We start from the raw sequence: 20,642 nt of genomic DNA on the forward strand, positions 1-20,642 counted from the left end.
AACTCAAGTATGTCTCGCCAGGACGCGAACGCAGCCTTTGCCCTGTCATCCTTTTTGCAGGGCACCAACGCCACCTACATCGACGAAATCTACGCCCGCTACCAGAAGGACCCGTCTTCGGTCGACCCCGAGTGGCAGGAGTTCTTCAAGAGCCTGAACGATGCGCCTGCCGACATCAGCAAGAACGCGGAAGGCCCGTCCTGGGAGCGCGACAACTGGCCGCTGACGCCCAGGGATGACCTGACCTCCGCCCTTGACGGCAATTGGGCCGAGGTCGAGAAGGCGGTCGGTGCCAAGATCGCCGCCAAGGCGCAGGCCAAGGGAAGCGATAAGGGAAGCGAGAAGGGCGGCGACATTTCCTCCGCCGACCTGCTCCAGGCCACGCGCGATTCCGTCCGCGCCCTGATGCTGATCCGCTCCTACCGCATGCGCGGTCACTTCCATGCCAAGCTCGATCCGCTCGGTATCGAGGCCCCGCGCAACCGCGAAGAGCTTGATCCGCGCACCTACGGCTTCACCGAGGCTGATTTCGACCGCAAGATCTTCCTCGATCACGTGCTCGGTCTCGAATACGGCACCTTGCGCGAAATCACTGCGATCTGCGAGCGCACCTACTGCCAGACGCTCGGCGTCGAGTTCATGCACATCAGCAATGCCGCGCAGAAGGCCTGGATCCAGGAGCGCATCGAGGGACCCGACAAGGAGATTTCGTTCACGCGCGAAGGCCGCAGGGCCATCCTGCAGAAGCTGGTCGAAGCCGAGGGCTTCGAGAAGTTCTGCGACACCAAGTTCACCGGCACCAAGCGCTTCGGCCTCGACGGCGGCGAAGCCCTGATCCCCGCGCTGGAGCAGATCATCAAGCGCGGCGGCAATCTCGGCGTGAAGGAGATCGTGCTCGGCATGCCGCATCGCGGCCGCCTCAACGTCCTGACGCAGGTGATGGGCAAGGCGCACCGCGCCCTGTTCCACGAGTTCAAGGGCGGCTCGGCCAATCCCGACGCGGTGGAGGGCTCGGGCGATGTCAAATATCACCTCGGCGCCTCCTCGGACCGGGAGTTCGACGGCAACCGCATCCATCTGTCGCTGACCGCCAACCCCTCGCATCTCGAGATCGTCGATCCCGTGGTGCTCGGCAAGGTGCGTGCGAAGCAGGACCAGCACGGCGATCCCCCGGACATGCGAATCTCCGTGATGCCGCTGCTGATGCACGGCGATGCCGCGTTCGCAGGTCAAGGCGTGGTCGCCGAATGCTTCGGCCTGTCCGACCTGAAGGGCTACCGCACCGGCGGCTCCGTGCACTTCATCGTCAACAATCAGATCGGCTTCACCACCTATCCGCGTTACTCGCGCTCCTCGCCCTATCCGTCGGATGTGGCGAAGATGATCGACGCGCCGATCTTCCACGTGAACGGGGACGATCCGGAGGCCGTCGTGTTCGCGGCCAAGGTCGCGACCGAATTCCGGCAGAAGTTCCACAAGCCTGTCGTCATCGACATGTGGTGCTATCGCCGCTACGGCCACAACGAGGGCGACGAGCCCGCCTTCACCCAGCCGGTGATGTACAAGCGGATCGCGGCCCATCCCTCGACCCTCACGCTCTACTCCAAGCGCCTGATCGCCGAAGGCGTGGTCACCGAGGGCGAGGTCGACAAGCTGAAGGCCGACTGGCGCGCCCGGCTCGATGCCGAGTTCGAGGCCGGCACCTCCTACAAGCCGAACAAGGCCGACTGGCTCGACGGCAAGTGGGCCGGCTTCAAGATCGCCGACCAGGAAGAGGATGCGCGCCGCGGCGTCACCGGCGTTGACCTGCCGATCCTGAAAGACATCGGCCGCAAGATCACCAAGGTGCCGGACGGCTTCCGCGTCCACCGCACCATTCAGCGCTTCCTCGATAACCGTGCCAAGGCGATCGAGAGCGGCAACGGCATCGACTGGGCGACCGGCGAGGCGCTGGCGTTCTGCACGCTGCTCAACGAGAACCACCACGTCCGGCTATCAGGACAGGATTCGGAGCGCGGCACCTTCTCGCAGCGCCATTCGGTCCTGATCGATCAGGAGGACGAGAGCCGCTACACGCCGTTCAACCATCTCGGCAACGAGCAGGGCCATTACGAGGTCATCAACTCGCTGCTGTCGGAAGAAGCCGTGCTCGGCTTCGAATACGGCTATTCGCTCGCAGAGCCGAACACGCTGACGCTGTGGGAAGCCCAGTTCGGCGACTTCGCCAACGGCGCCCAGGTCGTGTTCGACCAGTTCATCTCCTCGGGCGAGCGCAAATGGCTGCGCATGTCCGGCCTCGTCTGCCTGCTGCCGCACGGCTATGAGGGCCAGGGACCGGAGCACTCCTCGGCGCGCCTCGAGCGCTTCCTGCAGATGTGCGCGGAAGACAACATCCAGGTGGTCTACCCGACCACGCCGGCGAATTACTTCCATGCGCTCCGCCGGCAGCTGCACCGCGAGATCCGCAAGCCGCTGATCATGATGACGCCGAAGTCGCTGCTGCGCCACAAGCGGGCGGTGTCGCGTCTCGACGAGCTGGCGAAGGGGACGACCTTCCACCGCATCCTCTATGATGACGCCCAGATGCTGCCGAGCGAGGCGATCAAGCTCGTTCCGGACGAGAAGATCCGCCGCATCGTGCTGTGCTCCGGCAAGGTCTATTACGACCTCTACGAGGAGCGCGAGAAGCGCGGCATCGACGACATCTATCTGATGCGCATCGAGCAGCTCTATCCGGTGCCGCTGAAGGCGCTGGTGGCCGAGCTGTCGCGCTTCAAGAAGGCCGAAGTGGTGTGGTGTCAGGAAGAGCCCCGCAACATGGGCGCCTGGCACTTCATCGAGCCCTATCTGGAATGGGTGCTGAACCAGGTGAACGGCGCGAGCCGGCGTCCGCGTTATGTCGGCCGCGCCGCTTCCGCTGCGACCGCAACGGGTCTGATGTCCAAGCATCAGGCTCAGCTGAAGGCGTTCCTGGACGAAGCACTGAGCTGAGAAGTTTTTTTTAGGACTCTGTCATTGCCCGCCCAGTGCGCAATTGCGCACAGGGGCGGGCAATCCAGTACGCCGTGACTTTCGTGATCAGAACGAAAGCCGCGGAGTACCGGATGCCCCGCCTTCGCGGGGCATGACGGATGAAATTCATGACCGCTACCTGCGATCCCCTTGAGGAAGAGACCATGACTGAAATTCGTGTGCCGACGCTCGGCGAATCCGTCACCGAGGCCACCATCGGCCGCTGGTTCAAGAAGGCCGGCGACCCCGTCGCCGTCGACGAGCCCCTGGTGGAGCTCGAGACCGACAAGGTCACCATCGAAGTTCCCGCGCCCTCCGCGGGTACCTTGAGCGAGATCATCGCCGCCGACGGCGCGACCGTTGCGGTCGGTGCGCTGCTCGGCCAGATCACGGAAGGCGCCGCCGGTGCAGCCAAGCCGGCCGCCGCGCCGGCCAAGCCCGCCGCTGCTCCCGCCGCAGCCGCTGCGGCTCCGGCTGCTGCCGCCGCTGCGCCGAAGGCGCCGCCGGCCGATGCGCCGCTTGCCCCGTCGGTGCGCAAGCTCTCGGCCGAGACCGGTGTCGATGCCTCCACCGTTCCCGGCTCCGGCAAGGACGGCCGCGTCACCAAGGGCGACATGCTCGCCGCGATCGAGCGCGCCGCCTCCGCGCCGACGCCGGTCAACCAGCCCGCCGCCGCGGTTCAGGTCCGTGCGCCCTCGCCGGCCGATGACGCCGCCCGCGAAGAGCGCGTCAAGATGACCCGCCTGCGCCAGACCATCGCCCGCCGTCTCAAGGACGTGCAGAACACCGCGGCCATGCTGACGACCTTCAACGAGGTCGACATGACCAACGTCATGGCGCTGCGCGCGCACTACAAGGACGCGTTCGAGAAGAAGCACGGCGCCAAGCTCGGCTTCATGGGCTTCTTCACCAAGGCCGTCGTGCAAGCGCTCAAGGACATCCCGGCGGTCAACGCCGAGATCGACGGCACCGATTTGATCTACAAGAACTATTACCACATCGGCGTCGCCGTTGGCACCGACAAGGGTCTCGTCGTGCCCGTGGTGCGCGACTGCGACCAGAAGTCGATCGCCGACATCGAGAAGAGCATCGCCGACTACGGCCGCCGCGCCCGCGACGGCCAGCTCAAGATCGACGAGATGCAGGGCGGCACCTTCACCATCACCAATGGCGGCATCTACGGCTCGCTGATGTCGACCCCGATCCTGAACGCGCCGCAGTCCGGCATTTTGGGCATGCACAAGATCCAGGAGCGGCCGATGGTCGTCGGCGGCAAGATCGAGGTCCGCCCGATGATGTATCTGGCGCTGTCCTACGACCATCGCGTCATCGACGGCAAGGAAGCCGTCACCTTCCTGGTCCGCGTCAAGGAGAGCCTGGAAGACCCGGCGCGGCTGGTGCTGGACCTCTGATCCCTGATGCTCCGACAGCGCCGTCGCTCCCCGCGACGGCGCATGTCGAACAATGGAGGTGCGCATGACCGATAAAGTCGTTGTCATCACCGGCGGCAGCCGCGGTATCGGGCGGGCGACCGCGCTTGCGGCGGCTGCGCGCGGGTACCGCGTCGTGGTCGGCTATGCCAGCAACAAGAAGGCGGCCGACGAGGTTATCGCGCAGATCGAGGCCAGCAACGGCAAGGCCGTCGCGGTGAAATGCGATGTCGCCGAGGAAAGCGACATCCTCGCGCTGTTCAAGGAAGCCGACAAGTTCGGCGCGCTTGGCGCGCTCGTCAACAATGGCGGCATCGTCGGCAAGAGTGGCGTGCGCGTCGACGAGATGTCGGCCGAGCGCATTCAACGCGTGATGGCGGTCAACGTCACCGGCTCCATCCTCTGCGCGCGCGAGGCGGTGAAGCGGATGTCGACCAAGCATGGCGGCAAGGGCGGCGTCATCGTCAACCTGTCCTCGGTGGCGGCGCGTCTCGGCGCACCCAACACCTATGTCGACTACGCCGCGTCCAAGGGCGCGGTCGATTCCTTCACCGTCGGTCTCGGTTATGAAGTCGCGAACGAAGGCATCCGCGTCGCCGCGATCCGTCCCGGCCTGATCGATACCGAAATTCACGCCGCGGGCGGCGAGCCCGATCGCGCCCATCGCCTGGCCCACATGGTGCCGATGAAGCGCGTCGGCACCGCCGACGAGATCGCCAACGCCATCGTCTGGCTGATCTCCGACGAGGCCTCCTACGTCACCTCAGCCATTCTCGATGTGTCCGGCGGACGCTGACGCGCTGCGCGGACGCATTCTCATCACGCTAAACTCACGGGACTTTCTCTCATGGCATCCTACGATCTCGTCGTCATCGGCACCGGACCGGGCGGTTACGTCTGTGCAGTGCGTGCAGCCCAACTCGGCATGAAAGTCGCCGTGGTCGAGAAGAACGCCACCCTCGGCGGAACCTGCCTCAATGTCGGCTGCATGCCCTCGAAGGCGCTGCTCCACGCCTCCGAAATGTTCGAGGAAGCCGGCCATTCCTTCGCCAAAATGGGCGTCAGCGTTTCCGCCCCGAAGCTCGATCTGCCGGCGATGATGAACTTCAAGCAGCAGGGCATCGATGGCAACGTCAAGGGCGTCGAGTTCCTGATGAAGAAGAACAAGATCGACGTGCTCAAGGGCACCGGCAAGATCTTGGGGACCGGCAAGGTCGAAATATCCGCCGACGGCAAGTCGCAGGTGGTCGAGACCAAGAACATCGTGATCGCCACCGGCTCGGACATCGCGCGGCTCAAGGGCATCGAGATCGACGAGAAGCGCATCGTCTCCTCGACCGGCGCGCTGTCGCTGGACAAGGTCCCCGGCAAGCTGCTGATCGTCGGCGCCGGCGTGATCGGCCTCGAGCTCGGCTCGGTGTGGAAGCGGCTCGGCGCGGAAGTCGTCGTGGTCGAATTCTTGGATCGCATCCTGCCAGGCATGGACGGCGAAATTGCGAAACAGTTCCAGCGTATCCTCGAGAAGCAAGGCTTTGCGTTCAAGTTAGGGGCCAAGGTCACCGCCGTCGACACCTCCGGCAAGACGCTGAAGGCGACGATCGAGCCCGCCGCCGGCGGCACTGCGGAGACGCTGGAAGCCGACGTCGTTCTCGTCGCCATCGGCCGCGTGCCGTTCACGGAGGCGCTTGGCCTCAAGGAAGCCGGCGTCGCGCTCGATCAGCGCGGCCGCGTCCAGATCGATCCGCATTTCGCCACCAGCCTGAAGGGCGTCTATGCCATTGGCGACGTCGTCGCCGGCCCGATGCTGGCGCACAAGGCCGAGGACGAAGGCGTCGCGGTCGCCGAGATCATCGCAGGCCAGGCCGGGCACGTGAATTACGACGTCATTCCGGGCGTCGTGTACACCACCCCGGAAGTGTCCTCCGTCGGCAAGACCGAGGAGGAACTCAAGCAGGCCGGCGTGGCCTACACCGTCGGCAAGTTTCCGTTCACCGCCAACGGCCGCTCCAAGGTCAACCAGACCACCGACGGCTTCGTGAAGATTCTCGCAGATGCGAAGACCGATCGCGTGCTCGGCGTGCACATCATCGGCCGCGAAGCCGGCGAGATGATCCACGAAGCCTGCGTTCTCATGGAGTTCGGCGGCAGTGCGGAGGATCTCGCGCGCACCTGCCACGCCCATCCGACGCGCTCGGAGGCGGTCAAGGAAGCCGCGCTTGCGGTCGGCAAGCGGGCCATCCATATGTAACGACGCGCCCAGCGCCGAACCGGGCGGGAAACACATGCTGCGCCGCCTTCTGCAACCGGTCTGGGTCCTGCTTGCGATCGTCTTCCTGATCGAAGCCTGGCTGTGGGATCATCTCGAGCCTGTTGTTGCCAGGGTCGTCGCAGCCATCCCGCTGGCGCGCTTCAAGCACTGGCTGACGGAGCGCGTCGATGCGCTGTCGCCGGCCATGACGCTGCTGGTGTTCGCGGTGCCCGTCGTCCCACTGTTTCCGCTCAAGCTGGTCGGCCTGTGGCTGCTCGCGCATGAATACTGGACCGGCGCGTTCTTCACCATCGTGTTCGGGAAGCTGGTCGGCGTCGGTGTCACCGCCTTCGTGTTCGACGTCACGCGCGCCAAGCTGCTGGAGATGCGTTGGTTCGAGCGGATCTACGAACTCGTGCTGAAGGTGCGTGCCAAGGCCGCCGAGCTGGTCGACCCGATCAAGCGCCGCATCCGCGCGCTGATCGCCGGCGACGGCGAGGGGTGGTCATCACGAACGCTGCGCCTGATCCAGCGCTTCCGCAGGAGCGTGCACCAGGCGCGGTGAGCTGCGCGTCGCGTACACGGTCATCGCCAGAAATTCGGTGTCATTGCCCGCGAAGGCGGGCAATCCAGTATTCCAGAGACGTCAGTGATTGAACCGAGAAGCCGCGGCGTACTGGATGCCCCGCCTTCGCGGGGCATGACACTTGTCTTGTGGCGTGAAGGCCACGCGCCTCAACACCTCAATGCAGATGCAACAGGTGCGGCCACCACAGGCCGAGCGCGGTCATGAACAGGCCGGCGAGCGTCAGCACGCCGCTGACGTAAGCCAGCGCCAGCATGCCGGTGATGATGGTGGCGGACGCCAGCACGATGCCGATCTGGAAGGCGGCCGAGGCCAGCTCGAAATGATGGTATTTTGCGGTCGCCTGGTCGCGCGCGTGCTCGGCGTGCTTGGCCTTGTCGGCGAGTTGCTCGGTGCCTTCGCCGGTCTCGGGCTCGGAGCGGTAGCGCGCCGCGGTCTTGGTCCAATCGTCGATCTGCTTCTGCACGGCGGGCTTCTGCGCCTCGTCCGCGGCAGCGAGCGTGAGCTTGCCCTGCTCGGCCGCGGTCACCACCACGGTGCGGCGGATGCTCTTGGCCTGGAAGAACGCCCAGAGATTGGCGGCCTCGACGTTCTTGCTGATCGATTCGGTCTGCGCGGCCTTGCCGAGCGTCTCCGAGATCGCCAGGAACAGCGCCAGCACGGCGATCAGGAGCGCGATCTTCTTGTTCGAGCCGGACGCGTGTTCGGCGTGCTCGGCATGCTCCATGCTTTCATGTGCGCCCATCAATCTCTCCTGTGCTGGTTCCCACGATTTGACCGAACCGTGGGCGCCGCGCAAGAGGCACGCGAGCTATGACAGCTTCATGTCAGCTTCACCGCCGCGGATGCGCGCTCGCATACACTTCGAGCAGCCGCTCGGAATCGATGCCGGTATAGACCTGCGTGGTCGACAGCGAGGAATGCCCGAGCAGTTCCTGGATCGCGCGTAAGTCCCCGCCGCGCGAGAGCAGATGCGTGGCGAAGGAATGCCGGAGCGCGTGCGGCGTAGCGCTGTCGGGAAGTCCCAGCGCGCCGCGCAGCCGCTCCATCGCGAGCTGGATGATGCGCGGGCTCAAAGGCCCGCCGCGCGCGCCGACGAAGATCGGGCCGTCCGCCGGCAGCGGATAGGGGCACATCGCGACGTACTCCTGCACCAGCGCCAGCACGTTCTGCAGCACCGGCACCATGCGGGTCTTGTTGCCTTTGCCGGTCACGACCAGCACGTCGCCTTCGCCGGGCTTCGGCACCTCGCGGCGCTTCAGGCCGAGCGCCTCGGAGATGCGCAGGCCCGAGCCGTAGAGCAGCGCCATCACCGCGGCATCGCGCGCAAGGATCCAGGTCTCGCGCTCCTCGCCGGCACGCTCGTCGGCATCGGCCAGACGTTTGGCGGAGGCCATCGGCAGCGGCTTCGGCAGGCTCTTTGCAACCTTCGGCGCGCGGATCGCGGACAAGGCTCCGACCTTGCCCTTGCCCTCGCGCTCCAGGAAGCGCCCGAACGAGCGCAGGCCCGCCAGCGCGCGCATCAGGCTGCGGCCGGCGATGTCGTCGGCCCGGCGCATCGCCATGAAGGCGCGCACATCGGTGGCTTCCAGCGCTGCGAATCGCTCGAGCGTCACGCGCTCGCCCCAATGGGCACAGAGGAAATCCAGACATTGCCTGAGGTCGCGGCCGTAGGCCTCCAGCGTCTTGGGCGACAATCGCCGCTCGGCGCCGAGATGCGACAGCCAGCGCGCCATCTCCTGTGCGATCGAGGGATCGGCGCTGGCGAGCTCGAGTCTTGGGGCGGCCGCTTTGGTCATGCGCTCTGGACGGGATGATTCCGCACAGTATATCGCATCACACTCGTTTATCGTTCGCTAAGGCCCGCCCACGGGGCTAGCCTCGAGGCCTCAGGGTTCCGATTCTCCACCCATGGATCACGCACCGCGCAACTCCGCCTCCGCCCACGCGACCGGCATGGTCGACGTGCTGGTGCCGGTCGCGCTCGACCAGACCTATTCCTACAAGGTGCCGCGCGGGATGGAGCTGAAGGCCGGCGACCTCGTCAGCGTGCCGCTCGGGCCGCGCGAGGTGCTGGCCGTGGTCTGGGGCGAAAACGCCAATCCCGATCCGCGCCTGCACAACCGCCTCAAGGAGGTCAGCGAGAAGCTCGATATCCCGCCGCTGAAGCCGGAGCTGCGCCAGGTGGTGGACTGGGTCGCCAATTACACGCTGAGCCCGCGCGGCATGGTGCTGCGCATGTGCCTGCGCATGGGCGAGACTCTCGGCCCCGAGCGGGCGCGCGCCGGCGTGCGGCTAACAGGCGATCCCCCGAAGCGGCTGACGCCGGCACGTCAGCGCGTGATCGCGCTGCTGTCCGACCGGCTGCTGCACGCCAAGTCCGAGGCAGCCAGGGAGGCCGGCGTCTCCTCCGGCGTGATCGACGGCCTCGTCGACGAAGGCACGCTCACGGTGGAGCCGATGCCGCCGCCTCCGCCGCCGCCCGCGCCCGATCCGGAGTTCGAGCGGCCGGATTTTTCGCCGCTGCAGCGTGCCGGTGTGGACGCGATGCGCGCGCTCGCGGCCAACGGCACCTTCCACGTCGCGCTGCTCGACGGCGTCACCGGCTCGGGCAAGACCGAGGTCTATTTCGAAGCCGTGGCCGAGGTGATCCGCCGCGGCAGGCAGGCGCTGATCCTGATGCCCGAGATCGCGCTCACCGGCCAGTTCCTCGACCGCTTCGCGCAGCGTTTTGGCGTGCGGCCGATCGAATGGCATTCGGAGCTGACGCCGCGCACCCGCGCGCGCAATTGGGCGGCGATCTCTGGCGGCACAGCGCCGGTCGTGGTCGGCGCGCGCTCGGCGCTGTTTCTGCCCTACGCCGATCTCGGCCTGATCGTCGTCGATGAGGAGCACGACCAGGCCTACAAGCAGGACGACGGCGTGCACTACCACGCCCGCGACATGGCGGTGGTGCGCGGGCATATCGCCAAGATTCCGGTCGTGCTGGCGTCGGCGACGCCGTCGGTGGAATCGGAGGTCAATGCGCGCAAGAACCGCTATCAGCGCATCGCGCTGCCCTCGCGCTTCGGCGGCCAGCACATGCCGCACATCGAGGCGATCGACCTGCGCCGCGAGCCGCCTGCGCGCGGCCGCTTCATCTCGCCGCGGCTCGCCGGAGAGATCAGGACGGCCATCGAACGGCGCGAGCAGGCGCTCCTGTTCCTCAATCGTCGCGGCTATGCGCCGCTGACGCTGTGCCGTGCCTGCGGCCATCGCTTCGCCTGCACCATCTGCGATGCTTGGCTGGTGGATCATCGATTCCGCCAGCGCCTCGTCTGTCATCATTGCGGCTTCTCGATGCCGCGCCCGCATATCTGCCCGAACTGTTCGGCCGAAGAATCGCTGGTCGCGGTCGGGCCCGGCGTCGAACGCCTCCAGGAGGAGGCGGCCGCGCTGTTTCCTCAGGCACGCACCATGGTGCTGTCGAGCGATCTCATTACTTCGATCGAGACGATGCGCGTCGAGCTCGCCGAGATCGCAGAGGGCCGCGTCGACATCATCATCGGCACGCAGCTCGTGGCAAAAGGTCACAACTTTCCCAGGCTCAACCTGGTGGGCGTGGTCGATGCGGACCTTGGCCTGTCCAACGGCGATCCGCGCGCGGCGGAACGCACCTGGCAATTGCTCAACCAGGTGATCGGTCGCGCCGGGCGCGAGCAGGGCCGCGGCGTCGGCTATCTCCAAACCCATCAGCCCGATCATCCCGTGATGCGGGCCCTGATCGCCTGCGACCGCGAGGCGTTCTACGACAGCGAAATCGATCTGCGCGAGAAGACGCTCTATCCGCCGTTCGGCCGGCTCGCCAGCCTGATCATCTCCGCCGGCGACCGCCCCAGCGCCGAAGGCTTCGGCCGCAAGCTGGTGACGTTGGCGCCGCGCGACGAGCGCGTCGTGGTGCTCGGTCCCGCCGAAGCACCGCTCGCCGTCATCAAGGGCCGCTACCGTTTCCGCATCCTGGTGAAATCGGCCCGCGGTTTCGACCTGTCGGATTATTTGCGCAACTGGCTCGCGGTCTGCCCGAAGCCGACGGGCAATCAGAAGCTCGAAGTCGACGTCGATCCGCAGAGCTTCTTGTAGGAGCCCACTGGCGCAGCACACTCCGCTGTCATTCCGGGCGATGCGCAGCATCGAGCCCGGAATCCATCGGGCGGCAGAGTTTGTGGATGAATGGATTCCGGGTTCGCGCTGCGCGTGCCCCGGAATGACAGAACGTAAAAAAGCCCGCGGTCCCCCAAGACCGCGGGCTTGTTCATATGCGCAGCAACTGACGAAAACTGCGCGAGGATAAGGCGCGGACCGCGTCTTACGAGACGACTTCCGCGGTGACGCGGCCGACGCCGCGGCTGGTGAGGCCAATGGCGCGGGCGGCACCCGTGGAGAGGTCGAGCACCCGGCCGCGGATGAATGGGCCGCGATCGTTGATGGTGACGACGACGCTCTGGCCGCCATGGGTGACGCGCAGCTTGGTGCCGAACGGCAGCGAGCGGTGCGCCGCGGTCATGGCGTTCTGGTTGAAGCGCTGGCCCGAGGCGGTCTTGCTGCCGGACTCGTTGCCGTAAAAGGAGGCCATGCCGGAAAAGCTGCGCCCGGTGCCCGAGGTCGGCGTCATCGACGCATTGGCATTGCGCCAGTCGGAGGTCGCGTTGGTGTCGGTCTGGGCGTGGTGGCGGTGATGATGTTGATGCCGGTGATGCCGGGATTTGGCGGAAGCTTCGGTGGCGGTTGCACCGACCAGAAGAGTTGCGGCAACAAAAGTAATCGCCGTACGCGGCCGGGTCACGGAGCCCAGCGTCTTCAAACACAGCATTTATTGGTCCCTAAGCTAGTATTGCCACATATGTGGCAAGTGGAGCTCCCATCAGTTTGTGAGCGGTTTGGCGTTTCGATTCCCAATGAGGCGTGAATTGGGCAGTAAATCCGATATGTGTCGTCATGAAATATCTTGTTACCGGCGCCTGATATTCCGGCGTTGCTCGCAAAACTTCGGCTTTAACGATTTATTAACTCAAATATTACTTACGAATACTGTAGAGCGAAGTCATCGCCGCTGGCGTTTAGAATTCGGTAAGTATTCGGGGGTGGAACCGAAGGGGGCCTGAGTCACGCCTCAGCGATCCGTGTTCATGGCCGCTATGCGCTGGCGGCAGGAACTAACAGAGGTGCGCGGCGAGTCTATTTCCGCGACATGGGAGGTGGCGCGCAATCAGACGTCACTCTCCAGCCCTCACCCCTCCAGGCCTCGCTTGGCTGCGACGAACTGACGACAGAACCTCGCGCCTTTAATCCGGCGTCATGTTGCACCTGCGCACCTGCTATGTTAGCAAAGCCGCGATTTTAACGAGCCCGGCACCTCCCGCGCCGGTCGAAAATCGAAGTCCCGCTTGAATTCCAAGGGCTTGGATCGCTAGGCGCCGCTTCGTGGCGACGGTTTTTCCCTTGCGAGTTTGACAGCATAAAGAGCGCGTCTGTGGCTGCAGAAGATACGTCCGTTTCAGGTGTGTCCGGTCGTTATGCAACGGCCTTGTTTGAACTGGCCCGCGACCAGAATTTGGTCGACGAGGTCAAAGCCGATCTCGACAAGTTCGAGGCCCTGCTGAACGACAGCGCTGATCTCAAGCGCCTCGTCCGTAGCCCGGTGTTCGCGGCCGACGCCCAGTCCAGGGCCCTCTCGGCCGTGCTGGACAAGGCCGGTATCGCCGGCATCGCCGCAAACTTCCTGAAAGTGCTGACGGCCAACCGCCGCCTGTTCGCGGTGGCCGACGTCATCCGGGCCTATCGCGCGCTCGTCGCCAAGTTCAAGGGCGAGACGACGGCCGACGTCACCGTGGCGGAAGCGCTCTCTGACAAGAATCTCGATGCCCTCAAGGTTGCCCTGAAATCGGTGACCGGCAAGGACGTCGCGCTGAACGTGAAAGTCGATCCCTCGATCATCGGTGGCCTCGTCGTCAAGCTGGGCAGCCGCATGGTGGATGGTTCGCTTCGCACCAAACTCAATTCGATCAAGCACGCGATGAAAGAGGCAGGCTGATGGACATCCGCGCCGCGGAAATTTCCGCGATCCTCAAGGACCAGATCAAGAATTTCGGCCAGGAAGCTGAAGTCTCCGAAGTCGGACAGGTGCTGTCCGTCGGTGACGGTATCGCTCGCGTCTACGGTCTGGACAACGTCCAGGCCGGTGAAATGGTCGAGTTCGAGAACGGCACCCGCGGCATGGCGCTGAACCTCGAGACCGACAACGTCGGTGTCGTTATTTTCGGTGCCGACCGCGAGATCAAGGAAGGCCAGACCGTCAAGCGCACCCGCGCCATCGTGGACGCGCCGGTCGGCAAGGGTCTGCTCGGCCGCGTCGTCGACGCGCTCGGCAACCCGATCGACGGCAAGGGCCCGATCCAGGCCGAGAAGCGCATGCGCGTCGACGTCAAGGCGCCCGGCATCATTCCGCGCAAGTCGGTGAACGAGCCGATGGCGACCGGCCTCAAGGCCATCGACGCCCTGATCCCGATCGGCCGCGGCCAGCGCGAGCTGATCATCGGCGACCGCCAGACCGGCAAGACCGCGATCGCGCTCGACACCATCCTGAACCAGAAGCCGCTCAACGCGCAGCCGGACGAGAACATCAAGCTGTACTGCGTCTACGTCGCGGTCGGCCAGAAGCGTTCGACCGTCGCCCAGTTCGTTAAGGTGCTCGAAGAGCAGGGCGCGCTGGAATATTCGATCGTCGTCGCCGCCACCGCGTCCGATCCGGCTCCGATGCAGTACATCGCGCCCTTCACCGGCTGCACCATGGGCGAGTACTTCCGCGACAACGGCATGCACGCGGTCATCATCTATGACGATCTGTCCAAGCAGGCCGTCGCTTACCGCCAGATGTCGCTGCTGCTGCGCCGCCCGCCGGGCCGCGAAGCCTATCCCGGCGACGTGTTCTATCTGCACTCCCGCCTGCTCGAGCGCGCGGCGAAGCTGAACAAGGACATGGGCTCGGGCTCGCTGACGGCGCTGCCGGTCATCGAAACCCAGGCCAACGACGTGTCGGCCTACATCCCGACCAACGTCATCTCGATCACCGACGGCCAGATCTTCCTGGAAACCGACCTGTTCTTCCAGGGCATCCGCCCCGCCGTGAACGTCGGTCTGTCGGTGTCGCGCGTCGGTTCGTCGGCGCAGACCAAGGCCACCAAGAAGGTCGCCGGCAAGATCAAGGGCGAGCTCGCGCAGTACCGCGAAATGGCGGCGTTCGCGCAGTTCGGCTCCGACCTGGATGCCTCGACCCAGCGCCTGCTCAACCGCGGCTCGCGCCTCACCGAGCTGTTGAAGCAGCCGCAGTTCTCGCCGCTGAAGATGGAAGAGCAGGTCTGCGTGATCTGGGCCGGCACCAACGGTTATCTCGATCCGCTGCCGGTCAACAAGGTGCGCGCGTTCGAGGACGGCCTGCTCTCGCTGCTGCGCGGCAAGCATGTCGACATCCTCAATGCGATCCGCGACAGCCGCGATCTCTCCGACGATACCGCTGCCAAGCTGAAGTCGGTGGTCGAAGGCTTCGCGAAGAGCTTCGCTTAACAAAGCCCTCGTGGCCGGGCCCAAGCGCGAAGCGCGTCTTCGCATCTGAAGTCCGGCCATCCACGCCTTGCGGCGTGGAGGGTGAAGACGTGAATGCCCGGGACGAGCCCGGGCATGACGACAGGGATAGGCTAGCGGCTTGATCCGAGGGATCGAACCGTCGGGGACGAAGAATGGCGTCACTTAAAGACATGCGTGTCCGCATCGCCTCCACCAAGGCGACGCAGAAGATCACCAAGGCCATGCAGATGGTCGCCGCCTCCAAGCTGCGCCGCGCGCAGACCGCTGCGGAAGCGGCGCGTCCCTATGCCGACAAGATGAGCGCGGTGATCTCCAACATCGCCAGCGCCGCGGCGGGATCGCCCGGTGCGCCGGTGCTGCTGGCCGGCACCGGCAATGACCAGGTCCACCTGCTGCTGGTCTGCACCGGCGAGCGCGGCCTGTCCGGCGCCTTCAACTCCTCGATCGTGCGCCTCGCCCGCGAGCGCGCCCTGGCGCTGATGGCGCAGGGCAAGGACGTGAAGTTCTTCTGCGTCGGCCGCAAGGGCTACGAGCAGCTTCGTCGCCAGTTCGACAAGCAGATCGTGGAGCACATGGACCTGCGCAGCGTCCGCCAGCTCGGCTTCGTCAATGCCGAGGAGATCGCCAGGAAGGTTCTGGCGCGTTTCGAGGCCGGCGAGTTCGACGTTTGCACGCTGTTCTACTCGCGCTTCAAGTCGGTGATCGCGCAGGTCCCGACCGCCCAGCAGGTGATCCCGCTGGTGGTCGAGCAGAGCGCCGCCGCCAACACGACCTCTTACGAATACGAGCCGGCAGAGGACGAAATCCTCACCCGTCTTCTGCCGCGCAACCTCGCGGTCCAGATCTTCCGCGCGCTGCTCGAGAACAACGCCTCGTTCTACGGCGCGCAGATGAGCGCGATGGACAATGCGACCCGCAACGCCGGTGAGATGATCCGCAAGCAGACGCTGGTCTACAACCGCACGCGTCAGGCGCAGATCACCAAGGAACTGATCGAAATCATCTCGGGCGCCGAGGCCGTCTGACCAAGGCGCTTCAGCACCCATCTCACGCAACATCCCGGTCGGATTGACCGTGGTCTAGAAGTTCGGATCGAAGGAGACATTCAATGGCAGCCCAGGTCGGTCGCGTCACCCAGGTCATCGGCGCCGTCGTCGACGTGCAGTTCGAAGGCCACCTCCCGGCCATTCTCAACGCGCTCGAGACCAAGAACGGCGGCAACCGCCTTGTGCTCGAAGTCGCCCAGCATCTCGGCGAATCCACGGTGCGCACCATCGCGATGGACACCACCGAAGGTCTGGTCCGCGGCCAGGACGTGACCGACACCGGCGCGCCGATCCGCGTCCCCGTCGGCGAAGGCACGCTCGGCCGCATCATCAACGTCATCGGCGAGCCGATCGACGAGGCCGGTCCCGTCAAGTCGGAAGGCCTGCGTGCCATCCACCAGGAGGCGCCGAGCTACACCGACCAGTCGACCGAAGCTGAAATTCTCGTCACCGGCATCAAGGTCGTCGACCTGCTCGCGCCCTATGCCAAGGGTGGCAAGATCGGCCTGTTCGGCGGCGCCGGCGTCGGCAAGACCGTGCTGATTCAGGAGCTGATCAACAACGTCGCGAAGGCGCACGGCGGTTATTCCGTGTTCGCGGGCGTCGGCGAGCGGACCCGCGAGGGCAACGACCTCTATCACGAGTTCATCGAATCCAAGGTCAATGCCGACCCGCACAATCCGGATCCGAGCGTGAAGTCGAAATGCGCGCTGGTGTTCGGCCAGATGAACGAGCCCCCGGGCGCCCGCGCCCGCGTCGCGCTCACGGGCCTGACCATCGCGGAAGACTTCCGCGACAAGGGCCAGGACGTGCTGTTCTTCGTCGACAACATCTTCCGCTTCACCCAGGCCGGCTCGGAAGTGTCGGCGCTCCTGGGCCGTATTCCTTCGGCGGTGGGTTATCAGCCGACGCTCGCGACCGACATGGGCGCGCTGCAGGAGCGCATCACCACCACGCAGAAGGGCTCGATCACTTCGGTGCAGGCCATCTACGTTCCGGCCGACGACTTGACCGACCCGGCGCCGGCGACCTCGTTCGCGCATCTTGACGCGACCACCACCCTGTCGCGCTCGATCGCCGAAAAGGGCATCTACCCGGCGGTGGACCCGCTCGACTCGACCTCGCGCATGCTCTCTCCGCTGGTCGTCGGCGAGGAGCACTACGCGGTCGCCCGTCAGGTCCAGCAGGTGCTGCAGCGCTACAAGGCGCTCCAGGACATCATCGCCATTCTGGGCATGGACGAGCTTTCGGAAGAAGACAAGCTGGCGGTGGCCCGCGCCCGCAAGATCGAGCGCTTCATGTCGCAGCCGTTCCACGTCGCCGAAATCTTCACGGGATCGCCCGGCAAGTTCGTCGACCTCGCCGACACCATCAAGGGCTTCAAGGGCCTGGTCGAAGGCAAGTATGACCACCTGCCGGAAGCCGCCTTCTACATGGTCGGCACGATCGAAGAAGCCGTCGAGAAGGGCAAGAAGCTGGCGGCGGAAGCGGCCTAAGCTTTCTCATCTCGTCATCGCCGGGCTTGACCCGGCGATCCATCAAAAGAGAATTTTGATGGATGGACCCGCGGGTCAAGCCCGCGGGTGACAAGCGGAAAACAACGGATAGCCCATGGCCACCTTCCATTTCGATCTCGTCTCTCCGGAAAAGCTCGCCTTCTCGGGTGAGGTCGACCAGGTCGACATCCCCGGCGTCGAGGGCGATTTCGGCGTGCTGGCCGGGCATGCCCCGGTCGTGGCTGCGATCCGGCCAGGCATTCTCACGGTGACCACCGGCGGCAGGCACGAGAAGATCATCGTGCTCGGCGGCATCGCCGAGGTCTCCGAGAATGGCCTGACGGTGCTCGCCGACGTCGCGACGTCGCTGGCCGAGCTCGACCGTGCCCAGTTCGCCGAGACGATCGCAGAGATGGAAGAGGGACTGAAGGAGCATGAAGGCGGCGAGCTCGATCAGGCCATCGAGCGGCTCGACCACTTCAAGAGCATCCAGCAGCAGCTCAACTCCACGGCTATGCACTAAGCCCCGGGGCGCCGCTCCGGGGCTCGATCTCCAAATTCCTGAACAGAATCAGCGCTCGTCACGAAAGTGGCGGGCGCTGAAATCTTGTTGGGCCGTCGCTGGCGCTGCCGCGCATTTTATCGCGAAGCGTCAAACACTTGGCTACTGTGCATGGGGTTGTTTTCGAGAGTTCAGCCGGAGAAGGCCGCAAAGGCGCGCGCCACCGCCTGATAGACCTCACGCCGGAACGGCACCACGAGTTCTGCGACGCGGTCGAGCCGTTCCCAGCGCCAAGCGTCGAATTCGGCAGGCTGGCCGTTGCGCGGCGTCAGCGGATCGATCTCGTCATCCCTGCCGGTGAAGCGCAGCGCGAACCACTTTTGCCGCTGGCCGCGAAACTTCGCCAGCCGATGCGCTTGCGGGCCGTCGTAAGGCGGGAATTCATAGGTCAACCAGTCGGTCTCGCCGAGATAGTCGGCGCTGACGACGCTGGTCTCCTCCCAGAGCTCGCGCATCGCCGCATCGCGCAGGTTCTCGCCCTCGTCGACGCCGCCCTGCGGCATCTGCCAGTCGAGGCCGGGGAGGATGATCTCGGGCCCATCGCCCTTGAAGCGATGGCCGATCAGCACGCGGCCCTCGGCATTGAACAGCGCGATGCCGACGTTGGGGCGGTAGGGTTTGTCGCTGGTCACTTACAAATGTCTCTCGTCGTCATTCCGGGGCGATGCGCAGCATCGAACCCGGAATCTGGAGGTCCCGGGTTCGATGCTGCGCATTGCCCCGGGACGACAATAGAGATTATTGGTCCACCAGCGCGGAAAATTCCTGCACCACGCGCTCGTAGACCGGGCGCTTGAACGGAATGATCAGCTCGGGGAGGTTCTTCATCGGCTCCCAGCGCCAGCTCAGGAACTCGGCCTTGTGGCCGCCGCCGGGATGCTGGACGTTGATCTCGCTGTCCTTGCCGGTGAAGCGCACCGCGTACCATTTCTGCCGTTGGCCGCGATAGCGGCCCTTCCAGGCGCGCCCGGCCACCGTGCGCGGGATGTCGTAGGTGAGCCAGTCCGGGACCTCGCCGAGCCGTTCGACCGAGCGCACGCTGGTCTCCTCATAGAGCTCGCGCTTGGCCGCTTCCCAGGTGTCCTCGCCGGGATCGACGCCGCCTTGCGGCATCTGCCAGACATGGGTGTCGTCGACATGCTCGATGCCGCCGGCGCGGCGGCCGATGAACACCAGCCCCTTTGAATTGATCAGCATCACACCGACACAGGTCCGGTAGGGCAGATCCTCGTAACGCGCCATCCCGCCAGACCTCTCGCATGCACTCAGGTCCGGCTTGAGCGGCTCCGCGGGAGCCGTGCCGTACCAATTCGTTGATTTAGCTCGATTTTGATTTCAGCATCGCGGTTGTCAATGGCACCAGAAGGATACCCCGGTCTGCCAAGGTCTTGGTCCAGGCACTGATGCGCTCGATCGAGACTGGCAGGGCGGAGGCGGTGCCGACCGCGACGCCGCGCTCGCGCGCCGTCGATTCCAGCTTGTTCAGGGCGCGGTCGATCTCGGTCGGGGTCGGAACCACGTCGATCGCGATGTCGCCCTTGCCGAACGGCATCGCCTGGTTGGCGGCGGCCTGGGGCGCGATGCTGCGGGGCGAGGAGCCGTCGTCGAAGAAGCCGAGGCCGCGTTTGGACGCCTCGCGGATGATCGGTTGCATCGCCGGCTCGGTCGCAATGAAGCGGGCACCCATGAAATTGGTGAGGCCGGCATAGCCCTGCATGCGGCTGAGGTGCCAGTGCAGGCGGTCCATGTTCTGGTCGGGGCTGAGCGACGTCAGCAGCGTCTGCGGCCCCGGATCGTTGTCGGGGAAGTCGTAGGGCTCCATCGGGATCTGGAGGAAGATCTCGTGGCGCTGCGCGCGGGCGCGCTCGGCGAGCTTGCCGGGGTCAGTGCCATAGGGCGTGAAGGCCAGCGTCACCGCCGGCGGCAGCTTCATGATGGCATCAACGGTCTTGGCAGCGCCGACGCCGAGGCCGCCGATCACGATCGCGACCACCGGCATCTTGGTGGCCTTGGCCCGGTCGGCGTCCGCCGCATAGACGTTGAACGGCTTCAGCCCGTCGGCAACCACCGGGATCATGCCGTAGCGCGATTTCTCCAGCAGCTTCGGATTGATCCCGGCCATGACGGACGGCGGGGCGGATGCAGCCTCGCCCTTGTCGGCGGTATCGCCGCCGCCGATCACCACGTCGCGGCGGGCGCCGGTCGAGCCGTCGATCATCGTGATGGTCTTCTGCTCGCCGGGGGCGGCCGGCTTCGGCGCCTCCTTCGTCTCCTGCTGGGTCTCCTTGCCGGGGCCGCTGGCAGGCTTGTCGTCCTTGTCCGTCGGCTTGGGCTCATTGATCGCGAGTCGGCTCATCGGCTCGCCACCGAGCGGGTCCTTGTTGAAGATGGCGAAGCCGGCAAAGGTCGCCAGGAACAGGCCGAGCACAGCGGCCAGCAGCTGCATGGCCGTGAACGGCAGCCGCAGCCGGCGTTTGCGGCGCGGCTTGTCCTGTCCGAGCGGGGCGCTCAGATCATCGGCCGTTTCAGTCATGCGCGATCCCGAATCACTCCAGCCGACGATACCATGCCGGGGTCAAGCGGCGGCAGGCCGGGATAGGCCGGGGATCGGACTTGCAAGCAAAAGGGCGGCTCCAGGAGCC

At 65.4% G+C, this 20,642-nt stretch carries 17 protein-coding genes; 11 read left to right on the top strand and 6 right to left on the bottom strand.

The features are described 5' to 3' along the window. Positions 1-9: 9 nt before the first annotated feature. The 5 genes from AC3WLX_RS32185 to AC3WLX_RS32205 all read left to right on the top strand — a co-directional run bounded on the left by AC3WLX_RS32185 (position 10) and on the right by AC3WLX_RS32205 (position 7,255). Positions 10-2,991 (top strand): 2-oxoglutarate dehydrogenase E1 component, encoded by a 2,982-nt coding sequence (locus AC3WLX_RS32185; RefSeq protein ID WP_492338969.1) that lies wholly within the window; start codon positions 10-12, stop codon positions 2,989-2,991. A 185-nt stretch (positions 2,992-3,176) separates the two neighbouring features. Then, a complete protein-coding gene (odhB, locus tag AC3WLX_RS32190) occupies positions 3,177-4,424 on the top strand; it encodes a 2-oxoglutarate dehydrogenase complex dihydrolipoyllysine-residue succinyltransferase (RefSeq protein ID WP_291623673.1) in 1,248 nt (415 codons plus the stop codon). A gap of 64 nt (positions 4,425-4,488) precedes the next feature. Next, complete coding sequence (locus AC3WLX_RS32195; protein WP_492338970.1) at positions 4,489-5,238, top strand: SDR family oxidoreductase; 750 nt, start codon at positions 4,489-4,491, stop codon at positions 5,236-5,238. A gap of 51 nt (positions 5,239-5,289) precedes the next feature. Then, a complete protein-coding gene (gene lpdA / locus AC3WLX_RS32200) occupies positions 5,290-6,690 on the top strand; it encodes a dihydrolipoyl dehydrogenase (RefSeq protein WP_492338971.1) in 1,401 nt (466 codons plus the stop codon). Positions 6,691-6,724: 34 nt separating this feature from the next. Then, positions 6,725-7,255 (top strand): hypothetical protein, encoded by a 531-nt coding sequence (locus AC3WLX_RS32205; RefSeq protein WP_492338972.1) that lies wholly within the window; start codon positions 6,725-6,727, stop codon positions 7,253-7,255. Between the two features lie 178 nt (positions 7,256-7,433). Here AC3WLX_RS32205 and AC3WLX_RS32210 read toward each other — a convergent pair whose 3' ends face one another. Both AC3WLX_RS32210 and AC3WLX_RS32215 read right to left on the bottom strand, forming a co-directional pair. After that, entirely contained in the window at positions 7,434-8,021 is a 588-nt protein-coding gene (locus AC3WLX_RS32210) for a DUF4337 domain-containing protein (protein ID WP_291623665.1), read from the bottom strand. An 88-nt stretch (positions 8,022-8,109) separates the two neighbouring features. Continuing rightward, positions 8,110-9,075, bottom strand: coding sequence for a tyrosine recombinase XerC (locus AC3WLX_RS32215; protein WP_492338973.1), 966 nt, complete (start codon positions 9,073-9,075; stop codon positions 8,110-8,112). Positions 9,076-9,187: 112 nt separating this feature from the next. Here AC3WLX_RS32215 and AC3WLX_RS32220 point away from each other — a divergent pair, with 112 nt between their 5' ends. Then, entirely contained in the window at positions 9,188-11,395 is a 2,208-nt protein-coding gene (locus tag AC3WLX_RS32220; RefSeq protein WP_492338974.1) for a primosomal protein N', read from the top strand. A 226-nt stretch (positions 11,396-11,621) separates the two neighbouring features. Here the strand turns inward: AC3WLX_RS32220 and AC3WLX_RS32225 are convergent, their stop codons facing one another. Beyond that, positions 11,622-12,125 (bottom strand): septal ring lytic transglycosylase RlpA family protein, encoded by a 504-nt coding sequence (locus AC3WLX_RS32225; RefSeq protein ID WP_492338975.1) that lies wholly within the window; start codon positions 12,123-12,125, stop codon positions 11,622-11,624. Positions 12,126-12,785: 660 nt separating this feature from the next. Between AC3WLX_RS32225 and AC3WLX_RS32230 the strand changes: the two genes are divergently transcribed. The 5 genes from AC3WLX_RS32230 (at position 12,786) to AC3WLX_RS32250 (ending at position 17,961) form a co-directional block, all read left to right on the top strand. Beyond that, a complete protein-coding gene (locus AC3WLX_RS32230; protein WP_492338976.1) occupies positions 12,786-13,346 on the top strand; it encodes a F0F1 ATP synthase subunit delta in 561 nt (186 codons plus the stop codon). After that, positions 13,346-14,875 carry a F0F1 ATP synthase subunit alpha gene (gene atpA, locus AC3WLX_RS32235; protein ID WP_492338977.1) on the top strand — a complete coding sequence of 510 codons (1,530 nt, stop codon included), beginning with the start codon at positions 13,346-13,348 and terminating at the stop codon, positions 14,873-14,875. The genes AC3WLX_RS32230 and atpA overlap by 1 nt, the downstream gene beginning before the upstream one ends. 173 nt (positions 14,876-15,048) lie before the next feature. Beyond that, complete coding sequence (locus tag AC3WLX_RS32240; RefSeq protein WP_492338978.1) at positions 15,049-15,921, top strand: F0F1 ATP synthase subunit gamma; 873 nt, start codon at positions 15,049-15,051, stop codon at positions 15,919-15,921. A gap of 83 nt (positions 15,922-16,004) precedes the next feature. Then, positions 16,005-17,438 (top strand): F0F1 ATP synthase subunit beta, encoded by a 1,434-nt coding sequence (gene atpD, locus AC3WLX_RS32245; protein ID WP_291628905.1) that lies wholly within the window; start codon positions 16,005-16,007, stop codon positions 17,436-17,438. A 115-nt stretch (positions 17,439-17,553) separates the two neighbouring features. After that, positions 17,554-17,961 (top strand): F0F1 ATP synthase subunit epsilon, encoded by a 408-nt coding sequence (locus AC3WLX_RS32250; RefSeq protein WP_291628908.1) that lies wholly within the window; start codon positions 17,554-17,556, stop codon positions 17,959-17,961. A 170-nt stretch (positions 17,962-18,131) separates the two neighbouring features. On the opposite strand, the gene AC3WLX_RS32255 is transcribed toward AC3WLX_RS32250, so the two are convergent. From AC3WLX_RS32255 to AC3WLX_RS32265, 3 genes are all read right to left on the bottom strand, one after another. Next, on the bottom strand, positions 18,132-18,632 hold the full coding sequence (locus tag AC3WLX_RS32255) for an RNA pyrophosphohydrolase (RefSeq protein WP_492338979.1): 501 nt from the start codon (positions 18,630-18,632) through the stop codon (positions 18,132-18,134). A gap of 106 nt (positions 18,633-18,738) precedes the next feature. Then, the gene (locus AC3WLX_RS32260; protein WP_291628912.1) at positions 18,739-19,242 is read right to left on the bottom strand and encodes an RNA pyrophosphohydrolase; all 504 of its coding nucleotides are present in this window, start codon (positions 19,240-19,242) and stop codon (positions 18,739-18,741) included. A 76-nt stretch (positions 19,243-19,318) separates the two neighbouring features. Beyond that, a complete protein-coding gene (locus tag AC3WLX_RS32265) occupies positions 19,319-20,533 on the bottom strand; it encodes a divergent polysaccharide deacetylase family protein (protein WP_492338980.1) in 1,215 nt (404 codons plus the stop codon). Positions 20,534-20,642: the final 109 nt, after the last annotated feature.

Source organism: Bradyrhizobium sp. FW305-F6 (assembly GCF_058782905.1).